Source organism: Neisseria sp. P0008.S004, from assembly GCF_051962755.1.
Taxonomy (GTDB): Bacteria; Pseudomonadota; Gammaproteobacteria; order Burkholderiales; family Neisseriaceae; genus Neisseria; species Neisseria subflava_A.
The window spans coordinates 169,133-187,972 of record NZ_JBQCUZ010000003.1; the positions used below are offsets into that span (position 1 = coordinate 169,133).

The following is an 18,840-nucleotide window of genomic DNA, read 5'->3' on the forward strand; positions in this document are numbered from 1 at the left end:
GCAAATATACCTGCCTGACAAAATATTATATTGAATACATTATGAGTAAGAAAAAAGTCATTCTCGCCATGCCGGAACTCTTCAAAATCCACGAACTCATTATTGAGAACTTGGAGAAATGCGGATTTGAAGTGCTGTCCCTGACCTATGAAGAAAAAGAGTTCAAATACAAAAATGTATTTCAACGGCTGAAAAAAATCTGGTATCGAAATATTCTTGGACAAAAAGACTTCAAAAAACGGACCATGTTCCGCGCCGTAGAAGAACGCCTCAATTCCCTGTTAAGCGAACATCCCGAACAAGCGGATTATTGCTTCATGATTTGGCTGGGTGCCTATCCGAAAGACTTCATCGCCAAGCTCAGAGCGCATTCAAAATTAATGGTGTATTACAACTGGGAAGCCCTGACCTTCTTAAAAGAAGACTTCGACAACATCGAATTTTTCGACAAATTTTACTTTTTCGATCCGTTTGACCAAGGCAAACATCCCGAATACACCGAAAAACTCTTTCCAACCACCAGCTTCTACTTTGACAGCTTCAGGCCGTCTGAAAACCCGCAAAACAAAATCTTGTTTATCGGTTCGTACGCTGCCGACCGCAACAATGACATCCGTGCATTTTGCGAAGCTGCGCGTTCAATCGGTTTAGAAATAGATTTTCGCTTGGCCAGTAAGAAAATCGAAGAAGAAAAAGCGGCTTTAGGCATTCCCGAAGTCGAATTCTTCTCATTTGAAAACGCCCTCTCCTATCGTCAAAACTTAGAAGAAGCGGCCAAATCCTCTGTATTGGTAGATTTCCTCAACCGCAAGCACTACGGCCTCTCTTTGCGGATTTTCGAAGCGATTGGATTGGACAAAAAACTGATTACGACCAATCCGACCATCGTACATTACGATTTTTATCACCCGAACAATATGTTCTACTGGGACGGAAGCAACCTTGAAGAACTCAAAGCCTTCCTGACCTTGCCGTACGTACCGCTTGCCCCCGGCCTGAAACACAAATACAGCTTCAGCAACTGGATCAGCTGCGCATTTGATATTGAACCGAATATCCCTATCAGATTACCTGAAATCAATAGAGAAGTTGTGGAGAATTTAAATGTTTGATAGAGAAAAATTGGTATTAGAAACTGTTCATATCCGCAAACGAGAATTCATTGAACAGCCGAAACATATTGTTTATGCAGCCGATCAAAACTATATCAAACACATCGGCACTGCGTTACTTTCTGTATTGCAAAACAATACCAGCCCAATACATTTTCATTTGTTAGTTAGTGGTTCAGAAGGTTATGATTTTAATATTTTCGATCAAATTGAAACATCAAATCAAAACTACGCAATAAGCGTTTACCATTTAAATACAGAATACTTTTCTACCCTGCAAACTACTCATTATTTTACTATCGCTATGTATTACCGTATGAGTATCCCTTGCTTATTAAAAGGTATTGCTCATACTGCACTTTATTTAGATACTGATGTACTGTGCTTGGGTAACATTGATGATTTATTTGAAATCGACATTTCAAATTCTTTGATTGCCGCCGTACCTGATGCAATCTTATACAGAGCATATATAAAACAACTCAATCAATTTGGTTTTACAGATACTGAGCCTTATTTCAACTCCGGGGTCATTCTATTCAATATTGACAAATGGAATGATATGGCAATAGATAAAATTTTGTCTGAAAAAATGCAAGCCGTAGAAAAACAAAATTTTAAACTCTCCTGCCCAGATCAAGATATTTTGAATTTAGCCTGTATAGGTCATGTACACTGGCTTTCAGAAAACTTTAACTGGATACATTGGCATCAAAAATACAGTGAATTGATCGATAATCCCAACAATATCCGCTTAGTCCATTTTGTTGGTCATATCAAACCGTGGCATCAATTAGGCTTCCACCCCGCATATGATCAATATTTTAAGAATTCCCCATGGAATAACGGATATCTAGAACAACCTCTATCAACTTGGTTGCCCTTTCCAAATCCTAAAAGGAAATTTAGACAAGCAGCCAAACGACTTTGGAAACAAGGACAAAAAAAGCAAGCATGGGCATACTACAAAGAATATTTATTACGAAGAATCAACAAACGACGGTATCAAGCACCCTCCCTAGGTAAATAAGGCCGTCTGAAACCATTTTTCCAATCGCAATTAAGGAATAAAACATGAGTACACAAGATTTGAGCGGCAAAATCGCTTTGGTAACCGGCGCTTCTCGCGGTATTGGTGCGGCGATTGCCGATACTTTGGCTGCGGCCGGTGCAAAAGTTATCGGTACAGCCACCAGTGAGAGCGGTGCGGCTGCAATCGGCGAACGCTTGGCACAATGGGGCGGCGAAGGCCGTGCATTGAATTCTGCCGAACCTGAAACCATCGAAAACCTGATTGCCGACATCGAAAAAGAATTCGGCAAACTGGATATTCTGGTCAACAACGCCGGCATTACCCGTGACAACCTCCTAATGCGCATGAAAGAGGAAGAGTGGGACGACATCATGCAGGTTAACCTCAAATCTGTGTTCCGTGCCTCCAAAGCCGTATTGCGCGGTATGATGAAACAGCGTGCCGGCCGCATCATTAACATTACATCTGTTGTCGGCGTGATGGGCAATGCCGGGCAAACCAACTATGCAGCGGCAAAAGCAGGCTTAATCGGCTTCTCCAAATCTATGGCGCGTGAAGTCGGCAGCCGCGGCATTACCGTCAACTGCGTTGCCCCGGGCTTTATCGACACCGATATGACCCGCGCCCTGCCGGAAGAAACCCGCAAAACCTTTGAAGCGCAAACTTCTTTGGGCAAATTCGGTGAAGCGCAAGATATTGCCGATGCAGTTTTGTTCTTGGCTTCTGAACAGGCAAAATACATTACCGGTCAGACACTTCATGTCAACGGCGGCATGTTGATGCCTTAAACCGTTTATTTAAAGGCCGTCTGAATATTTCAGACGGCCCTTTTTGTCAATCAAAACACTACTTTACATTCTATCTTGATATAATCTTAATAATCCGTTAGATAACGCTCGAAACAGTAAGTCCAAATAAGCATGATACGGGAAATCAAATCGCAGAAATGAAGTTCATTCTGTGCGTTTTTATTTGGATTTGCTGTCGGTTTTCGACGTGTTTCAGACGGCCTATATAACAATAGCTACTTTTAACGAAAGGCCGCCCACTCTATGCACGAATTCTCCCTCGGTCCCATTGTCATTGTCCTGTTGGTTTCCGTCATTACGGTTATCTGCTGTCGCAAGTTCAACATTCCTTCCATGCTCGGTTATCTTTTGGTCGGTTTTATTGCCGGTCCGGGTATGTTCAAACTGATTCCGCAAAGCTACGCCACCGACTATTTGGGCGAAATCGGCATTGTGTTCTTGATGTTCAGCATCGGTCTCGAATTCTCCCTACCCAAACTCAAAGCCATGCGCCGCCTCGTATTCGGCTTGGGTGGTTTACAAGTCATCATTACCATGCTCTCGATTATGGGCATTTTGATGGCAATGGGCACGCCGTTTAACTGGGCGTTTGCCACTGCGGGCGCACTGACCATGTCGTCCACCGCCATCGTCAGCCGCATTCTGTCGGAGAAAACCGAGCTGGGTCAGCCGCATGGTCAAATGGCCATGGGTGTTTTGCTGATGCAAGATATTGCCGTGGTACCGCTGATGATTCTGATTCCGGCGCTTGCTGGCGGCAGCGAAGGCAACTTGTGGGTAGAGCTGGGCTTGGCCGGTTTGAAAATGTTGCTGACCTTGGGCATTTTGTTTGTTGTCGGCAGCCGAGTGATGTCACGCTGGTTCAGACTGGTTGCCAAACGCAAATCGTCCGAACTCTTTATGATCAACGTTTTGCTGGTTACTTTGGGCGTGGCCTATCTGACAGAGCTTGAAGGCCTGTCTATGGCATTGGGCGCATTCGTCGCCGGTATGTTGCTTTCCGAAACCGAATACCGTATTCAGGTAGAAGACGACATCCGTCCATTCCGCGACATCCTGCTTGGCTTCTTCTTCATTACCGTCGGTATGAAGCTGAATATTCAGGCGCTGATCGGCAACTGGCAGCAAATCCTGATTTTGTTGGCAATCCTGTTGGTCTTGAAAGCACTGGTCGTCTTCATCATCGCTTTGCGCATGAAAAACCCTGTGGGCGACAGCCTCAAGAGTGCGCTTTATTTGGCGCAAGGCGGCGAGTTCGGCTTCGTGATGCTGGCCATTTCCAGCAAAATCAATATGGTTTCACCTGAATTGGAACAAGCGGCCACTGCAGCCGTCTTGCTCTCCATGATTGCCGCACCATTCATTTTGGGCAGCAGCGATGCCATCGTCAGCCGCTTCGTTAAATCCGACTGGGACATGAAAGCCTTGGACTTGCACTCTATGTTGGTGGAAACCATGAGCAAATCCGAACACGTCCTGATTATCGGTTTCGGACGCGGCGGTCAATCGGTTGCCCGTGTATTGGCGCAAGAAGGTATCCCCTACTTTGCCCTTGACTTGGATATTGCCCGCGTACAAGTGGCACGCAACGCAGGCGAACCGGTTTCCTTTGGCGATGCCAAACGCCGTGAAGTCTTGGAAGCCGCCGGCTTGGGGCGCGCCAAAATGGTGGTCATCACGCTGAACAATATGCATGAAACCCAACATGTTCTCGGCAACATCATGTCCATGCATCCGAGTATGCCGGTTTATGTTCGCGCCACCAATGACGATTACGTCAAAACCTTTACCGAAATGGGTGCGGAAGAAACCGTCTCCGATACCAAAGAAACCAGCCTGGTGCTGGCAAGCTATGCCATGTTGGGTCACGGTCTCTCTTACAACCATGTTTATCAAACCATAACCCACATCCGTCACAGCCGCTATGCATCGTTGCAAGACTTGTTTGTCGGCAGTGATGATGACAGCTTCTCCGATGAAGACAGCAAGGCCGTCTGCCGCCATGCCTTCCCATTGCAAGGCGAAGCGCACGCCATCGGTAAAACCATCCGTGAATTGCCATTGGCAGCGCATTATCTGAAACTATTGTTTATCCGCCGCAATACCGGAAAAATCCAAGACCTTGACCCTGATTTTGTTCTGGAAAACGGCGACATTTTGGTTGTCGCAGGCAAGCAGGAAGAAATTATTTCCTTTGAAAACTGGTGCTTGCAGGGAGATATCTAATTATCGACAAATAAATCTTGCGCGCATCAGGATTTTTTGGTTTAATAGCGTCTTCGCAATTTTGCGCATGGGTGATTAGCTCAGTTGGTAGAGCGTCTGCCTTACAAGCAGAATGTCGGCGGTTCGACTCCGTCATCACCCACCAAGTTTTTTTTCATTGTCTTTGACAGTGAATACGCGGTGGTAGCTCAGTTGGTTAGAGTACCGGCCTGTCACGCCGGGGGTCGCGGGTTCGAGCCCCGTCCGCCGCGCCATTATTTAAAAATACTGACTCTTCAGTATCTCCCTTTTTCGGGTGATTAGCTCAGTTGGTAGAGCGTCTGCCTTACAAGCAGAATGTCGGCGGTTCGACTCCGTCATCACCCACCACTTTCCTTTTCATTGTCTCTGACAATGGATGCGCGGTGGTAGCTCAGTTGGTTAGAGTACCGGCCTGTCACGCCGGGGGTCGCGGGTTCGAGCCCCGTCCGCCGCGCCATCAAGTTAAAAATAAAAATACCGGTTTTTACCGGTATTTTTTTCGTCTGTACCCTATGCCTTTTTATAAAAAATCGAGCTTTTTAGATAGTATAAACAGGACATCACAATAAAGCAGACATATGGCTTGAATCCTGAAAGGCCATCTATCTCAAGCTGCTTCACACCAAACGCTTATTCATCAAATCCCTAAATCATCTTTCAAAATAGACATAAATACTTGCCTCCCCTTCTTACACAAAGGCCGTCTGAAAACGTCAATACATTTTCAGACGGCCCTTTTTAGCTTATCAAGCCTGATATCTAATCATGCAGGAGGCCTTAGCATCAATCCAATGTTCACCACCTGGCTGAACAATTTTAGACACCAGCTTATCCAAGTCGCGTAAATAATTGGTTGATTTTTGGCTGTTGATAATGACGACAACCAGCAACGGCTTTTCGCCCAACCAATATCCTGCCAATGCACGGACATCTTTAAGCGTACCGGTTTTAAGGCGTAAGTTTTCACCGGGCTGTTTCAAGCGTGTTTTAAGCGTGCCGTCTTTACCGGCAATCGGCAGCGTACTGATAAACTCGTTTTTAAACGGGCTGAAGTAGGCTTTTTCCAACATTTGCGCCATCATTCGCGCATTGAGCCGTTCTACGCGGGACAGGCCTGAGCCGTTTTCCAACACCAGCCCTTCCGTATTGATACCGGCAACCGCCAACTCGCTTTTTACGATAGACGCGGCCTTGGCCTGCGCCTGCTTGTAATCAGATATATGTCCGGCAAATTTAAGGAAAACCGAACGGGCAATCAGATTATTGGAATGCTTGTTCATATCGGTGAGGATATCGGCAAGCGGTTTGGATTGATGACTCGCCAACACATGCGCGTCATGAAGCGCAGCACCTGTCGTCAGGCCGTCTGAAATCGTGCCGTCTTGTTGGCGCCATTGGTTGACAAAACTTTTGCCGACAAATTCTTTCATGCTATACATATTCAGATACAGCTCTTTGCCCAAGCAGCTTTCCGGCAGCTTGCCCAATACGGTCAGCGTATTGTTTTTATAGGAAGTTTTCATGTGGTTCTTTAAAACGCTGCACTTCCCTTCCTTATCTTCAAGCGTCAATTTGTTTTGAATGTTCAAATTCGGCAGCGGCGGATTGGTACGGATGACCAAGCTTCCGTCTTCTTCTTTTTCAGCACGAAGTTCAACGGTTTTATACGCCAACATATTAGGATCGGGCGGTGTCATAAAGCTTTCGGCAGAATCGGAAGCAAAATCATCCGGATTCTTCACATCGCCCCACAGGCTGCGGTCGAGTATCAGATGTCCGTCAATATGGCGTATGCCCTTATCGCGCATCTGTTGCTGCATTTGCACCAGATCATGCTGGTCAAACACAGGATCGCCGCTCCCCACCCAATACACATTGCCTTTCAGCGTATCGCCTTTGATTAGGCCGTTGGTTTTAAACTCGGTTTTCCAACGATAATCGCCGCCCAACATACGAAACGCGGTAAACGCCGTTACCAGCTTCATCGTCGAAGCAGGATTGCGCAATTCATCGGCACGGTGTTCGGCAATCACTTTACCGCTGTCCAATTCCTGCACATAAACGGAAATTTCATTTTCAGGAATACGCCCGAAATCCAAAGCCCATGACGGACAAACCGTCATCATCAGGCTGATTGATAAAATACTTTTTAACTTCATTGTGTTACAAAATCTTATAAATTCTTACGAGGTACTTAGGCCGTCTGAACGTTTCAGACGGCCTTTTTATTTATTTCTGATGCGCTTTCAAACGCAAAGCAAACATGACGACCACGACACCGACAACCAAAGCGCAACCCATCGCCAAATGGATACCATCCAACATTGCCTGTTGCGGCATATCTGCACTGGAAAGTTTCTCGCCGATATTGGTTGCACCGACAAAAAACGCCGCGCCGATGGCACCGGCAATCGGGTTGATGGTGGTCAGAATCGCCGCACCGTGCGGATTGAGCGTTTTCGGCAACGCGTTCAGACCATGAGTTTCGCCGGTTACACAAGCAGACACGGAAAGCGCCAACAGCGTAAACATCGCCGTCAACATCACCACTTGCGTATCAATCCGCAAAAACAGCCACAATACCGCCAACGACACCACCAGCATCACTGTTGCCGGCAAAACGACAAAGCGTCCGCCCTTTTTGTCCAACAATTTGCCGAACAAAGGTGCGGCAACCGCTTGGGCAATACTGGCAGGCATCAGAATCAGACCGGTTGCCGTACCGGTCAGCATCAACACTTGCTGCGTGTACATCGGCACCATCAGTTCCAAGCCCAAGAACAGGAATACCGCACCGGCCAAAATCACAACGCAATATCTGAACTGTTTGTATTCAAAAGCACGAAGGTTCAACAACGGCGTAGCCAAACGGAACTGACGGTGCGCAAACCAACCCACCAGTACAACGGAAGCGGCAAAGAGCAGGATAAATTCCAGCAGCGGCATATGGGCAAAATTACTGCTCGCATAAACCAGCCCGCCGAAGCCCGCAATCGACAACACGGCCGACAACATATCGATTTTCGGACGGCTGATGTTGCTCAAATTGACCGTCAAATATTTGCCCACCAGCACCATCGCCGCCAACATAAACGGCGCGGTAAAGCCGAACAGCACGCGCCAATGCGTATGGTCGATGATGATGCCCGACAGCGTCGGCCCCATTGCAGGCGCGGCGGTAAACATCATGGTAATCACGCCCATCGCCGTTCCGCGCTTATTGGGCGGGAAAATTGACAATACGCCGTTAAACAGAAGCGGGACAAAAAACGCGGCAGACACTGCCTGCACCATACGCCCCACAACCAAAATTCCGAAAGTCGGTGCAAACGCGCAAATCAACGAGCCTGCTAAAAACGTTGCCTGCGTAAACAGCACCATTTTTCGCGTTTCAAACCATTGAATCACGCCTGCCGTAATCGGCGTAAATGCACCCATGACCAGCAGAAAACCCGTCGTCAGCCATTGAACCGTGGTCTTATCGACACCGAAATCCTTCATAATCGGCGTAAGCGCGACATTCAGCAGCGTGTCGTTGAGATAGCCGAAAAATGCGCCGATAAACAGCGTCGCCACAATGGTTTTAGCAGGAAAGTCGGGGTTGTCGGGGTTGTCGGCGTAGTATTCGTGTACCGTTTCGCCCTCTTGCGAATCAGAAGCGTGCATAATAATTTGAAATATCAGCGAAACCGTTATTTTAGCATAAACCGTTTTGACAGGCCGTCTGAAACCTTGACCGCTTCCCCAGATAATACTAAAATTTAGAATTGTTTTCATTTTTATTATTAAACAGGAGAAAAACATGTCAAAGAAAGTCAGCATCTTGGTCGGCAGCCTGCGTAAAGGCTCGTTCGCACGAAAAGTCGCACAAAACGTCGTTTCCATGTTCCCCGAAGGCTACGAAGCGCAAATCGTCGAAATCGGGCATTTGCCTTTATACAACTTCGACTACGACGATCCTGCCGTTACCGACTTCCCTACTCCGTCCAGCTATACCGAGTTCCGTGAAACCATCAAAGCCTCTGCCGGCGTATTGTTCGTGACTTCCGAAAACAACCGTACCGTACCGGCCTGCCTGAAAAACGCCATCGACATCGGCTCCAAACCCAATGCCGATGTTGCCTGGAAAAAAACACCTGCCGGCATCATCAGTCATTCTGTCGGCAAAATGGGCGGTTATAGCGCGCAAAAAAATCTGCGCCTTGCCCTTTCGTATTTCGATATGCCACTGACCGGCCAGCCGGAAGTGTTCCTCGGCAACTCGCCTACCCTGTTTGACGACAACGGCCAGCTCATCGAATCCGCACGCGGCTTTGTTCAAGGCTATATCGACCAATTGGTTGCCTTGATTGAGAAAAACCCTAAATAATCGGGATTGAAGCATACAGGCCGTCTGAAAAACGAATTTCAGACGGCCTCATCTTTTGCAAAAAATCAGTTTTTCAACCCTTCCTAAATTTTTACTAATTGAGTGCGGTTATAATCACTGTCCGCCCATTCTCTGGAGAATTTCCATGCGCGTATTATTGGTTGAAGACGATGCCATGATTGCCCAAGCCGTCAGTGCCAACCTGAAAGACACCGGCTACGCTGTCGATTGGGTCAGCCGCGGTTCGGAAGTTGCCGCAGCAGTGGCGGCGCAGGCATACGATTTGCTACTCTTGGATTTGGGTTTGCCCGGCAAAGACGGTTTGGACGTATTGGCGCAAATCCGCAACGGCGGCTGTACCGTTCCCGTCTTAATCGTGACCGCGCGTGACGATTTGCACAGCCGGCTCAACGGCCTAGACGGCGGCGCAGACGACTACATCGTCAAACCCTTCGACATGGCGGAACTGCAAGCCCGTATGCGTGCCGTATTGCGCCGACACGGCGGACAGGCGCAAACGCTGCTGAGCAACGGCATCATCACGCTCAACCCTTCCACCCATCAGGCGGAAGTAGTCGGGCAGGAACAGGCCATCATGCTCAGCAACAAAGAATTTGCCGTCCTCCAAGCCCTGCTGCTGCGTCCGGGCATGATTCTGTCGCGCAGCGATTTGGAAGACAAAATCTACGGCTGGGGGGAAGAAGTCGAAAGCAATGCCGTTGACTTCCTGATTCACGCCTTACGCAAAAAACTCGGCAAAGAAGCGATTCAAAACGTCCGCGGGGTCGGCTGGCTGGTTGCACAAAACAACCAGGCCGTCTGAAAAACCACAACAATATCAACACACAAACCATGCAACGCCTTATCCACACCATCAAACAATCCCTGCAAGTCAAAATCAGCCTCGCCCTGATCTGCATGCTCCTGCCCCTCTCCATCCTTGCAGGCATATTTTCATATTACGATACTTATCACGAGACCCAAGAGGTTCAAGACGATCTGTTGCGCCAAGTCGCGAACTATCTCGACCCGAGCGATGCCGATGACGAGAATCACTCGCTCGACAACGACAACAAGATTTCCGTTCAATTTCCCAATACGCCCAACCCCATTGTCAGCCTGCCTGAGAAGATTTCAGACGGCCTGCACACCATTCAGGCCGATGACGACGACGATTACTACCGCGTTTATACCCGCAACACCAAGCAAGGCCGCATCGCCGTCATGCAGGAAAGCGACTACCGCGAAGAGCTGGCCGAAATGGCCGCCGTGCAGAGTATCCTCCCCATGCTCCTCGCCCTACCCCTGATTATCCTGCTCACCGTCTGGATTACCCACCGCGCCATGCGTTCCGTCAAAACCCTGTCCAACGATTTAGAACAGCGCCAAATCAACGACCTCTCGCCGATGGACACGCAAGACATTCCCAGCGAAATCCAAGGCTTTGTCGTCGCCATCAACAACCTGTTGCAGCGTACCGACGAAAACGTCCGCCAACAGCAACGCTTTATCGCCGATGCCGCACACGAATTGCGCAGCCCCATGACCGCCCTTTCCCTTCAGGCAGAGCGGCTCAACAATATGCAGCTGTCCGCCGAAGCGCGCGAGCAGTCCGCCCTGTTGCAACAAAGCATACAGCGCAACCGCCACCTGCTCGAGCAACTCCTTTCCCTCGCACGTGCCCAATCACCCAAAACTCAACGCCCCAAAACCCTGATCAGCCTGCAAAACCAGTTCCGCCGTATCTTGCAGGAACTCATGCCGCTGGCGCTGGCCAAAGGTCAAGACATCGGCGTCGCCGTTGAAAACGACTGCCAAATCCACGCCGACGACACTGAAATCTACACCCTCATCAAAACCTTTACCGACAACGCCATCCGCTACACCCCCAAAGGCGGCCGCATAGATTTGGGCTTTGACGAAACCGCCGAATACCTCAACATCTGGGTGGAAGACGACGGCCCCGGTATTCCCCCAAGCGAGCGCCAACGCGTTATCGACCCCTTCTACCGCATTCTCGGCACCGAACAACAAGGCACCGGCCTGGGGCTTTCCATCGCAAACACCATTGTCAAACGCCATCAAGGCCGTCTGAAACTGGCCGACAGCCGACGCTTTGACAGCGGCTTGCTGATTATTGCCGAGTTGGATAAAAAGACGCTTTAAATAATTGACCCGCTCAAATTGGTTTATCTAGCTTTAAGCCGATAAATGAAAACGTTTTAAAACCAAAGGCCGTCTGAAAATGACTTTCAGACGGCCTTTTATATTTTAAAGCAAACCTCATTCATTCCTCACAAATACGGCTGCAAGGTTAGGCGGAGGATTTCCATATCGGTAATTTCGGTGATATTGGCTTTGCCCAAGTATTCCAAGCCGACAAAACGCATGATGCCGCTGCTGACTTTTTTGTCGTGGCTCATGTGTTCAATCCATTTTTCAAAGGAGAAAACAGGCGGCGCAGACGGGAGGGAGGCGGCTTCCATTAAAGCGGCAATTCGGTCGGTATCGGCTTGTTGGGTTTTGCCCAAGATTTGCGACAAACGGGAAGCAAGGACGCAACCGGCGGCAACGGCTTCGCCGTGCAGCCATACGCCGTAGCCCATTTCGGCTTCAATGGCATGGCCGAAAGTGTGGCCGAGATTAAGCCATGCGCGGATGCCCTGCTCGGTTTCGTCTTGGGCAACAATATCGGCCTTCATTTTGCAGCAATGGTAAACGGCTTCTGCCATTTTTTCTTGATGTTGCGCCATCAGGTCGGCCATATTTTCTTCCAACCAAGCAAAAAATTCAGCATCGCCCAATGCGCCGTATTTGATGACTTCGGCCATGCCTGCGGAAAGTTCGCGTTGCGGCAGCGTTTGCAGGGCGGTCAAATCGGCCAGAACGGCTTGCGGCTGGTAGAACGCGCCAATCATGTTTTTACCGAGCGGGTGGTTGATGGCGGTTTTACCGCCGACCGAGGAATCGACCTGGCTGAGCAATGTGGTCGGCACTTGGATAAAAGGTGCGCCACGCTGATAAGTCGCCGCGGCAAAGCCGACCATATCGCCTATCACGCCGCCGCCCAAAGCGATTAAAGTAGTTTTACGTTCGGCACGGTTTTGCATCAGGCCATCGTAAATCAGGTTAAGCGTCTGCCAGTTTTTATACTCTTCGCCGTCGGGAAGGATGATGCTGAAATGCGGCACGCCCAGTCTGTCTAAGGCCGTCTGAAGCTGTTTGAGATAAAGCGGCGCAACGGTTTCGTTGGTAATGATGGCTGCTTTTTTGCCTAAATAGGGCTGAAGCAGCGTATCGGCCTGCTCAATCAGTTTATGCCCGATAAAGATGGGGTATTGATGGGACGGGGTTTGGACAGTCAGTGTGCGCATGGTGTTCCTTTGCAAAGCGTTTTTATTCGCCTAAAGCCTGTATCAGGCGTTTGAGCGTTTTGTGACAGCTGTCGGATTCGATGACGAGATGGGCGGTTTGACGGTACAGCGTATCGCGTTGGTCATACAGCTCTTGCAGTTTGGCCAAAGGGTCGGCAACTTGCAACAGCGGCCGGTTGCTGTCGTAGCGGGTACGTTCCAGCAAGGTTTCGGGGCTGGCATGCAGATAAACAACCGTGCCGTTTTGGCGCAAAATCTGTCTGTTTTCACTGCGTAATACGGAGCCGCCACCGGTCGATAAAACGATGTTGCGCCGGGAAGCGAGCTTCTTCAGCATATTGGTTTCTCGGTTGCGGAAGCCTTCCTCCCCTTCCATCTCAAAAATAGTCGGAATGGATACGCCCGAAGAAGTGCAGATTTCGTAGTCGCTGTCGTAAAACGGGCATTCAAACATTTGGGCAAGCTGCTTGCCCAAAGTGGTTTTGCCCGCGCCCATCAGCCCGATTAAAATTAAATTACCGTTGATTTTTTCCATGAGGGTCATTTTATACGATATGGTGGTTTCGTGGAAAAGTTCGTCGTTTTTCAGACGGCCTTTTCATCTCAGGCCGTCCGAAAACCAAAACAGGCATACCTTTGCAGATATGCCTGTTTGTCATTTTAAAAATCAGTAGCGCAGATTGTTACCCACATTATCCATAATGCGCGGCGTGATGAAGATCAACAGCTCACGGCGGTTTTCACGTTTACCGCGTGATTTGAACAGATTGCCGACAACAGGAATATCGCCCAAAACAGGTACTTTGTTCACTGCATTGGTGCTTTCTTCTTCGTAAATACCGCCGACAATCAGCGTACCGCCATCTTCAACCATGGCTTGGGTATTCAAGTGTTTGGTGTTGATACACTTGGTTGTCAGAGAATCCACGGTACAGTCGATCGGGGTATCGCGATTAATCTTCACAGTCATGATGATTTGACCATCAGGCGTAATGTTCGGCGTTACGGTCAAGCCCAAAACGGCTTTCTTGAAGGTAATCGAAGTCGCACCGCTGGAAGAAGCTTCTTGGTAAGGAATTTCCGTACCGGATTCGATTTTGGCTTCTTTGCGGTCTTGTGTCAGCACACGCGGATTGGAAATGGTTTTGCTCTTACCTTGTTCTTCAGACGCGCTGATTTCCAAACCCAATGCACCGGACGAGAACGCACGCACCAGCGCAATGCTGTTGACTGCGGCTGCGGTCGGCAGGCTGACGTTCGGATCCAAAGACCAAGTAGGATAGCGGACATCACCACGGTTAAACGAGGCATTGGTATTGTAGTTGGTTTGTGCATTGCTCCAGTTGCTGCCCCATGCGTTACGGCCACTTGCACCACCGGAACCGAATTTAACGCCCAAGTTGCGGAAGAAGGTATCTTCTGCTTCCACAATACGCGCTTCCACCATCACTTGACGGGTTGGAACGTCCAATTCATCAATCAGTTTGCGGAATTTTTCAATCACGCCGCGGTTGTCGGTCACGATCAGCGTATTGGTGGCCGGATCGATTAAGGCGCTGCCTCGATTGCTCAACAGAGTGTTGCGGGTATTGGAATTATTGCTGTCGTATTCTTCCAAACGCAGAATTTTGCGGAACTCTTCCACGTTTTTGTATTTCAACTGGAAGGTTTGAGAATACAGCGGACCCAATTCGGCAATCTCTTTTTCAGCCTGCAAGAAGGCTTTGTCTTTTGCCAACAATTCATCGCGAGGCGCAATATTAATGATGTTGCCTTGACGGCGCATATCCAAATTGCGCGCCTGCATAACCAAATCCAATGCCTGATCCCAAGGTACATCTTTCAAGGACAGAGTCATGGTGCCTTTGACGGTATCGCTGGCAACAATATTCACACCGGATTCTTTTGCCAAAATCTGCAAGATGGTACGAACTTCTACATCTTGGAAGTCCAAAGAAATTTTACGACCTTTGAACGATTTGTTCGCATTTTGGTTCAAGCCGCTGGATTCGGTATTGGCGGCTTTAGGCGATACTTCAAATACAAAACGGCCGGAAGAAGCTTTGGTATTGATGTCCCAATTCGCATTATTATTGCGGATAATAAGCTGGGTAGAATTGCCGATACGTTTGAGCGTAACGTTTTGTACAGGCGTATTGAAGTCAGCCACATCCAAACTGCGTTGCGCTTGTGTCGGCAGCGTATGGTTTTTCAATGTCACAACCACGCGGTCGCGCTGCTGTTTAATGTCCGGCTGCCCGCTAAAACCTGGGGCAGACAATTCAATAATGCCGGAATTGCGTGCGCCTTTGCGGAAATCGATATTGGCGGCCGAAACGGCTTGATAAGCCTGAGTAGCGCGCGCAGTAGACGGTGTAGCCACACGTTCATTGGCAACGGCAGCATTGGTTTGGTCAGTAGATTCGTTTACAAATACCCAAACTTCGTTGCCGCGAATCTCAGTATTGTATTGGCTGATTTTGTTCAAACCCAAAACCACGCGTGCACGGTCATTGTTTTGCGCCGCAGTAATTTGATTCAGCAATGGGTCGGCATATTCCAAAACAGGCTGAGGCAAACGGATATTGGTATTGGCAAAATCCAATGCAATACGCGCCGGAGTAGATGTTACAAAACCATGAGGTGTAGTGACGTCTTTGTCGAAACGGATTTTGATGATTTTTTGGTTGTCAGGCAAAGTGGAAACGTTGATATCGGTAATATTGCCTGCAAAGGCCATCTGAACAGCGAGGGCAACGCTGAAGCCGGCAAATAATTTTGTCATGTGTTTGGTTTTCATAATTGAGTGAGACCCCTAAATTAATTTGAATTCGAACTATCTGAGCTATTGGAAGAATCCGCCTCTTTACTGCTTAATGGCAATTCGGCCTTCCGGTACACCCAGTTGCCGTAGCTGTCTTCAACTTGCTCGGTTAAGATAATTTTATCTTCGGTAATACTTTGGATTCTGCCGTAATTCTGACCGATGTAGTTTCCGGGATAAACGGTATAAACATGGTCCTTGACCTTGATAAATCCGGAAACTTTGCCGCCGCTTTGCAGCGTTCCGACAAAGGCCATATTTTCCAAACTGAAGGCTTCCAATGTTTCTTTCGGACGGTTCACATCCGGCGCATTACCGCCTTTAGGGGCAGTGTCCAAACGGCGTGAATCAAACGCATTCATACCTTTAAAGTTCGGCGGGCTATACGGCTTAGGCAATGTAACCGTCGGCTCTTCAAACGGAATAATCTTGGATTTTGCTTCCTGACGGGTTTGCGTCATCCATTGAGTCAAATCTTCATAGCTTTGCGTACAGGCTGCCAAGGGAAGAAGACTTAAGAGTAAGATGATTTTTTTCATGATTTCCCTATTCTTTTATTTTTGCTCATTCTCGGCAGGTTTGCCTTCTTCTTGTGCCTGTTGCGCAGCCAATTCGGCAGCAATCTCTTCGGCCGGACGTGCTTTGTAAGTCGTCGCAATCGCGCTCAATGTCAATTCGCCTTTATTGCCTTTGCCTTCTTTGTCCTCGCCTGCGTTCACGAGTTTTAAAGAATCTAAAGTAATAATGCGCGACAAATCGCCTACATCACGGGTAAATTGGCTGATCTGTGAGTATTTGCCTGTGATGGAAATCTGATACGGCAGTTTTTGAATCGGACCATCGTTTTCAGGTTGGAGCGGTGCAACGCTGTCCAAACGCAATCCGTTGGTTGAACCTGCCTGATGCAGCTCTTGAATCAGATTCGGAATTTCCGCGTCGGTCGGAAGTTGTTTCAACAACACATCAAATGCAGAACGAATCGAAGCCAATTCAGCCTTCAGATTATTCAAGCTTGCTGCCTGAATGCTTTTACGCGTAAAGGTTTCCTTCAGTTCTTCTTCTTTAGCTTCCTGCGTATTCCAAGTTTCAATCTGATCTTTAAATACGCCGACATAGCCCAAAGCCAACATACCGACAATCAATAAACCTGCCAGCAAAAGTTTTGAAGGCATATTAAGCAGGTACAGGTTTTGTACGTCCAATTGTTTCAGGTTTTTAGATGCCATTATTGAGCCTCCGGAGCAGGTTCTGCCACAGGTTCGGCCATTTCACCGCTACTTTGGGCAGTTGGTGCAGGAGCCGGCGTATTCACTTGGTTGATTGAAGATTTCAAAGTAAATTCTTGGTAGTTATCTACTTTTTTAATGCTCAACAATTCAGGCTGCAAGAAAATACCTGTACTTGGCAAGGAGCGCATCATAACGGCAATTTTATTGTCGCTGATGGCATGACCGCTGATTTTATAGCTGGTCGGACTTTCGGCTTCCAACGCGGTCAAATAAGTATTATCGGGCGTAAGTGTATTCAAAGAATCAAGGATATAGGCCGCTTGATAGCGTTTTTCCTGTAACTCTTCAACTTTCAGTTTTTTGGCCAAGAAGGTTTCTTTTTCTTGCTGAAGTTTATCGATTTCGCCCAATTCTCTATCAAGTCTGTCGATTTCGGTTTGCAGGAAGTTGTTGCGGCCTTCTTGATTGCTGATGGCGCTGTCAATACCAAGATAGGTAGCGGCCGCCAAGCCCAAACCTACTGCAAAAGCGCCAAGCATCAATATTTTGAATTGCTGCTGCTTGCGCTGTTTAATCTCTTCCCGATATGGGAGAAGGTTGATTCTGGTTAATTCGATCATGTTCTCAAAGTCCCCTTAATGCCAATCCGAACGCCAAAGTCAGTGACGGCGCATCAATTTGAAACTGCGGCAATTCTACTTTTGCACTGCGTTCCACATATGAAATCGGATGCAGATATTCTGTTGGCGTATTGGTTTGCGAGAAAATGCTTTCTGCCAAACCTGCCTGCTGCGCGGTAAAGCCGGTCAGCAGGATGTGTTTGATATTGTGAAAAGAATCAGTGGCCTGCGTGGTATAGTAAAATTGCAGGACACGCTGAACTTCTTGTGCAACCTGCACATTAAAACGGTCGGCAATCTGAGACTGGTAGTCGGAAGGCTTGTTTTGGGAAGCCATCATTTGAGCGGCTTTTTCTTCCGTTACCTGATAAGTACGCTGAATCAGCTGATTGAGCTGCTCTGTACTGACCGGTGTTTCTTGTTTGTAGAGGATACGGCCGTTTTGCAGAATCAGGGCATACATTTGAGTCGCATGAATACCGAACACGGCAACTTTTTCCTCTGCCATTTCGGGAGCATGCGTATTCATCCAATAGACAAAGGCATTGCGTTGCGCCAGCAAGTCCAAGTCCAAAGCAGACAAAGGCAGACCGGCATTTTCAAACATTTCAATGCGTGGCTCGACATCGTCTTTTTTGGCGGCAACAGCTAAAACATGCTGACCCGAACCGACTTCTTCAGCTTGAAAGTCGTAGTTCATTTCTTCAATAGGCGCAAATTGGCCGACTTCCGCCTCGATAAACTCTTCCAAGTCCAAATCGGTATCACGCGGGTTGTAAATAATTTGCTCGACTGTCGCCAAATTTTGTGGCACGGCAGCAACAATATTTTTGCAAGAACTGCGTAATTGTGTGTAAGTATGTTGGATGTAAGTAGCAAGCTGATCGTAGTCTTGAATTTTGTTGCCTTTGACAATATTTTTAGGCAATTTGGTAATAACGTATTTTTCCAGCTGAATTTGGTTTAAACTACGGCCTGTCAGTTGTACCATCTTAATGGCATGTTGGCTGATGTCGACGCCGATGGCAGAGCGGTTGTTCAATCCGCTAGAAGCCTTGCCTGTTTTGGTATCTTTCGTGCTTTTAAATAAGCGCATGATTTGACTTCCCTGTATCATTTAGGAGTGAGTAACTGTTTCGTTATCCGTAAAGGACTTCTTATTCTTTACACAGTATTGACTGTGGCTGATAGAAATCGTTTCCCATTTTACTTTATTTATCGCC

At 48.0% G+C, this 18,840-nt stretch carries 16 protein-coding genes and 4 tRNA genes; 11 read left to right on the plus strand and 9 right to left on the minus strand.

Translation table 11 applies throughout. From position 1 onward, the window contains the following. Window positions 1–41: 41 nt before the first annotated feature. The 8 genes from ACTHSW_RS04340 (at window position 42) to ACTHSW_RS04375 (ending at window position 5,658) form a co-directional block, all read left to right on the plus strand. Entirely contained in the window at window positions 42–1,112 is a 1,071-nt protein-coding gene (locus tag ACTHSW_RS04340) for a hypothetical protein (RefSeq protein WP_070460634.1), read from the plus strand. Continuing rightward, the gene (locus ACTHSW_RS04345; RefSeq protein WP_070460423.1) at window positions 1,105–2,142 is read left to right on the plus strand and encodes a glycosyltransferase family 8 protein; all 1,038 of its coding nucleotides are present in this window, start codon (window positions 1,105–1,107) and stop codon (window positions 2,140–2,142) included. The genes ACTHSW_RS04340 and ACTHSW_RS04345 overlap by 8 nt, the downstream gene beginning before the upstream one ends. A gap of 44 nt (window positions 2,143–2,186) precedes the next feature. Then, entirely contained in the window at window positions 2,187–2,933 is a 747-nt protein-coding gene (fabG, locus tag ACTHSW_RS04350) for a 3-oxoacyl-ACP reductase FabG (protein WP_070460425.1), read from the plus strand. Window positions 2,934–3,197: 264 nt separating this feature from the next. Continuing rightward, complete coding sequence (locus ACTHSW_RS04355; protein ID WP_107792208.1) at window positions 3,198–5,180, plus strand: monovalent cation:proton antiporter family protein; 1,983 nt, start codon at window positions 3,198–3,200, stop codon at window positions 5,178–5,180. A 69-nt stretch (window positions 5,181–5,249) separates the two neighbouring features. Beyond that, window positions 5,250–5,325, plus strand: a tRNA-Val gene (locus ACTHSW_RS04360). Window positions 5,326–5,357: 32 nt separating this feature from the next. After that, window positions 5,358–5,434, plus strand: a tRNA-Asp gene (locus ACTHSW_RS04365). Between the two features lie 39 nt (window positions 5,435–5,473). Continuing rightward, window positions 5,474–5,549, plus strand: a tRNA-Val gene (locus tag ACTHSW_RS04370). 32 nt (window positions 5,550–5,581) lie between these two features. Further along, a tRNA-Asp gene (locus ACTHSW_RS04375) sits at window positions 5,582–5,658 on the plus strand. Between the two features lie 289 nt (window positions 5,659–5,947). Here the strand turns inward: ACTHSW_RS04375 and dacB are convergent. Then, the gene (gene dacB / locus ACTHSW_RS04380) at window positions 5,948–7,360 is read right to left on the minus strand and encodes a D-alanyl-D-alanine carboxypeptidase/D-alanyl-D-alanine endopeptidase (RefSeq protein WP_070460429.1); all 1,413 of its coding nucleotides are present in this window, start codon (window positions 7,358–7,360) and stop codon (window positions 5,948–5,950) included. Between the two features lie 70 nt (window positions 7,361–7,430). Beyond that, entirely contained in the window at window positions 7,431–8,867 is a 1,437-nt protein-coding gene (locus tag ACTHSW_RS04385; RefSeq protein ID WP_070460431.1) for an MFS transporter, read from the minus strand. A gap of 136 nt (window positions 8,868–9,003) precedes the next feature. On the opposite strand from ACTHSW_RS04385, the gene ACTHSW_RS04390 reads away from it, so the two are divergent. From ACTHSW_RS04390 to ACTHSW_RS04400, 3 genes are all read left to right on the plus strand, one after another. After that, window positions 9,004–9,570 carry an NADPH-dependent FMN reductase gene (locus ACTHSW_RS04390; protein WP_039864340.1) on the plus strand — a complete coding sequence of 189 codons (567 nt, stop codon included), beginning with the start codon at window positions 9,004–9,006 and terminating at the stop codon, window positions 9,568–9,570. Between the two features lie 145 nt (window positions 9,571–9,715). After that, a complete protein-coding gene (locus ACTHSW_RS04395; protein ID WP_070460434.1) occupies window positions 9,716–10,393 on the plus strand; it encodes a response regulator in 678 nt (225 codons plus the stop codon). A 29-nt stretch (window positions 10,394–10,422) separates the two neighbouring features. Further along, window positions 10,423–11,736, plus strand: a complete 1,314-nt coding sequence (locus tag ACTHSW_RS04400) for a sensor histidine kinase (RefSeq protein ID WP_070460436.1) — start codon at window positions 10,423–10,425, stop codon at window positions 11,734–11,736. A gap of 128 nt (window positions 11,737–11,864) precedes the next feature. Here the strand turns inward: ACTHSW_RS04400 and aroB are convergent, their stop codons facing one another. The 7 genes from aroB to pilM form a co-directional block, all read right to left on the minus strand. Next, window positions 11,865–12,944 (minus strand): 3-dehydroquinate synthase, encoded by a 1,080-nt coding sequence (gene aroB, locus ACTHSW_RS04405; RefSeq protein ID WP_070460438.1) that lies wholly within the window; start codon window positions 12,942–12,944, stop codon window positions 11,865–11,867. Window positions 12,945–12,966: 22 nt separating this feature from the next. Beyond that, window positions 12,967–13,479 carry a shikimate kinase gene (locus ACTHSW_RS04410; protein WP_049333679.1) on the minus strand — a complete coding sequence of 171 codons (513 nt, stop codon included), beginning with the start codon at window positions 13,477–13,479 and terminating at the stop codon, window positions 12,967–12,969. 132 nt (window positions 13,480–13,611) lie between these two features. Then, entirely contained in the window at window positions 13,612–15,744 is a 2,133-nt protein-coding gene (gene pilQ, locus ACTHSW_RS04415) for a type IV pilus secretin PilQ (RefSeq protein WP_070460440.1), read from the minus strand. 20 nt (window positions 15,745–15,764) lie between these two features. Next, window positions 15,765–16,307 (minus strand): pilus assembly protein PilP, encoded by a 543-nt coding sequence (locus ACTHSW_RS04420; RefSeq protein ID WP_070460442.1) that lies wholly within the window; start codon window positions 16,305–16,307, stop codon window positions 15,765–15,767. A 15-nt stretch (window positions 16,308–16,322) separates the two neighbouring features. Then, the gene (locus ACTHSW_RS04425) at window positions 16,323–16,994 is read right to left on the minus strand and encodes a type 4a pilus biogenesis protein PilO (RefSeq protein WP_070460443.1); all 672 of its coding nucleotides are present in this window, start codon (window positions 16,992–16,994) and stop codon (window positions 16,323–16,325) included. Beyond that, window positions 16,994–17,617, minus strand: coding sequence for a PilN domain-containing protein (locus tag ACTHSW_RS04430; protein WP_440373770.1), 624 nt, complete (start codon window positions 17,615–17,617; stop codon window positions 16,994–16,996). The genes ACTHSW_RS04425 and ACTHSW_RS04430 overlap by 1 nt, the downstream gene beginning before the upstream one ends. Window positions 17,618–17,621: 4 nt before the next feature. Continuing rightward, window positions 17,622–18,713, minus strand: a complete 1,092-nt coding sequence (gene pilM / locus ACTHSW_RS04435; protein WP_039862505.1) for a type IV pilus assembly protein PilM — start codon at window positions 18,711–18,713, stop codon at window positions 17,622–17,624. Between the last annotated feature and the right edge of the window lie 127 nt (window positions 18,714–18,840).

What these genes read in the sequence shown, in the direction of transcription:
- pilQ (WP_070460440.1), bottom strand. Translation starts at nt 15,744, where the DNA reads ATGAAAACCAAACACATGACAAAATTATTTGCCGGCTTCAGCGTTGCC.
- fabG (WP_070460425.1), top strand. Translation starts at nt 2,187, where the DNA reads ATGAGTACACAAGATTTGAGCGGCAAAATCGCTTTGGTAACCGGCGCT.
- pilM (WP_039862505.1), bottom strand. Translation starts at nt 18,713, where the DNA reads ATGCGCTTATTTAAAAGCACGAAAGATACCAAAACAGGCAAGGCTTCT.
- ACTHSW_RS04420 (WP_070460442.1), bottom strand. Translation starts at nt 16,307, where the DNA reads ATGAAAAAAATCATCTTACTCTTAAGTCTTCTTCCCTTGGCAGCCTGT.
- ACTHSW_RS04390 (WP_039864340.1), top strand. Translation starts at nt 9,004, where the DNA reads ATGTCAAAGAAAGTCAGCATCTTGGTCGGCAGCCTGCGTAAAGGCTCG.
- ACTHSW_RS04425 (WP_070460443.1), bottom strand. Translation starts at nt 16,994, where the DNA reads ATGGCATCTAAAAACCTGAAACAATTGGACGTACAAAACCTGTACCTG.
- ACTHSW_RS04345 (WP_070460423.1), top strand. Translation starts at nt 1,105, where the DNA reads ATGTTTGATAGAGAAAAATTGGTATTAGAAACTGTTCATATCCGCAAA.
- ACTHSW_RS04430 (WP_440373770.1), bottom strand. Translation starts at nt 17,617, where the DNA reads ATGATCGAATTAACCAGAATCAACCTTCTCCCATATCGGGAAGAGATT.
- ACTHSW_RS04410 (WP_049333679.1), bottom strand. Translation starts at nt 13,479, where the DNA reads ATGGAAAAAATCAACGGTAATTTAATTTTAATCGGGCTGATGGGCGCG.
- ACTHSW_RS04355 (WP_107792208.1), top strand. Translation starts at nt 3,198, where the DNA reads ATGCACGAATTCTCCCTCGGTCCCATTGTCATTGTCCTGTTGGTTTCC.
- aroB (WP_070460438.1), bottom strand. Translation starts at nt 12,944, where the DNA reads ATGCGCACACTGACTGTCCAAACCCCGTCCCATCAATACCCCATCTTT.
- ACTHSW_RS04340 (WP_070460634.1), top strand. Translation starts at nt 42, where the DNA reads ATGAGTAAGAAAAAAGTCATTCTCGCCATGCCGGAACTCTTCAAAATC.
- ACTHSW_RS04385 (WP_070460431.1), bottom strand. Translation starts at nt 8,867, where the DNA reads ATGCACGCTTCTGATTCGCAAGAGGGCGAAACGGTACACGAATACTAC.
- ACTHSW_RS04395 (WP_070460434.1), top strand. Translation starts at nt 9,716, where the DNA reads ATGCGCGTATTATTGGTTGAAGACGATGCCATGATTGCCCAAGCCGTC.
- dacB (WP_070460429.1), bottom strand. Translation starts at nt 7,360, where the DNA reads ATGAAGTTAAAAAGTATTTTATCAATCAGCCTGATGATGACGGTTTGT.
- ACTHSW_RS04400 (WP_070460436.1), top strand. Translation starts at nt 10,423, where the DNA reads ATGCAACGCCTTATCCACACCATCAAACAATCCCTGCAAGTCAAAATC.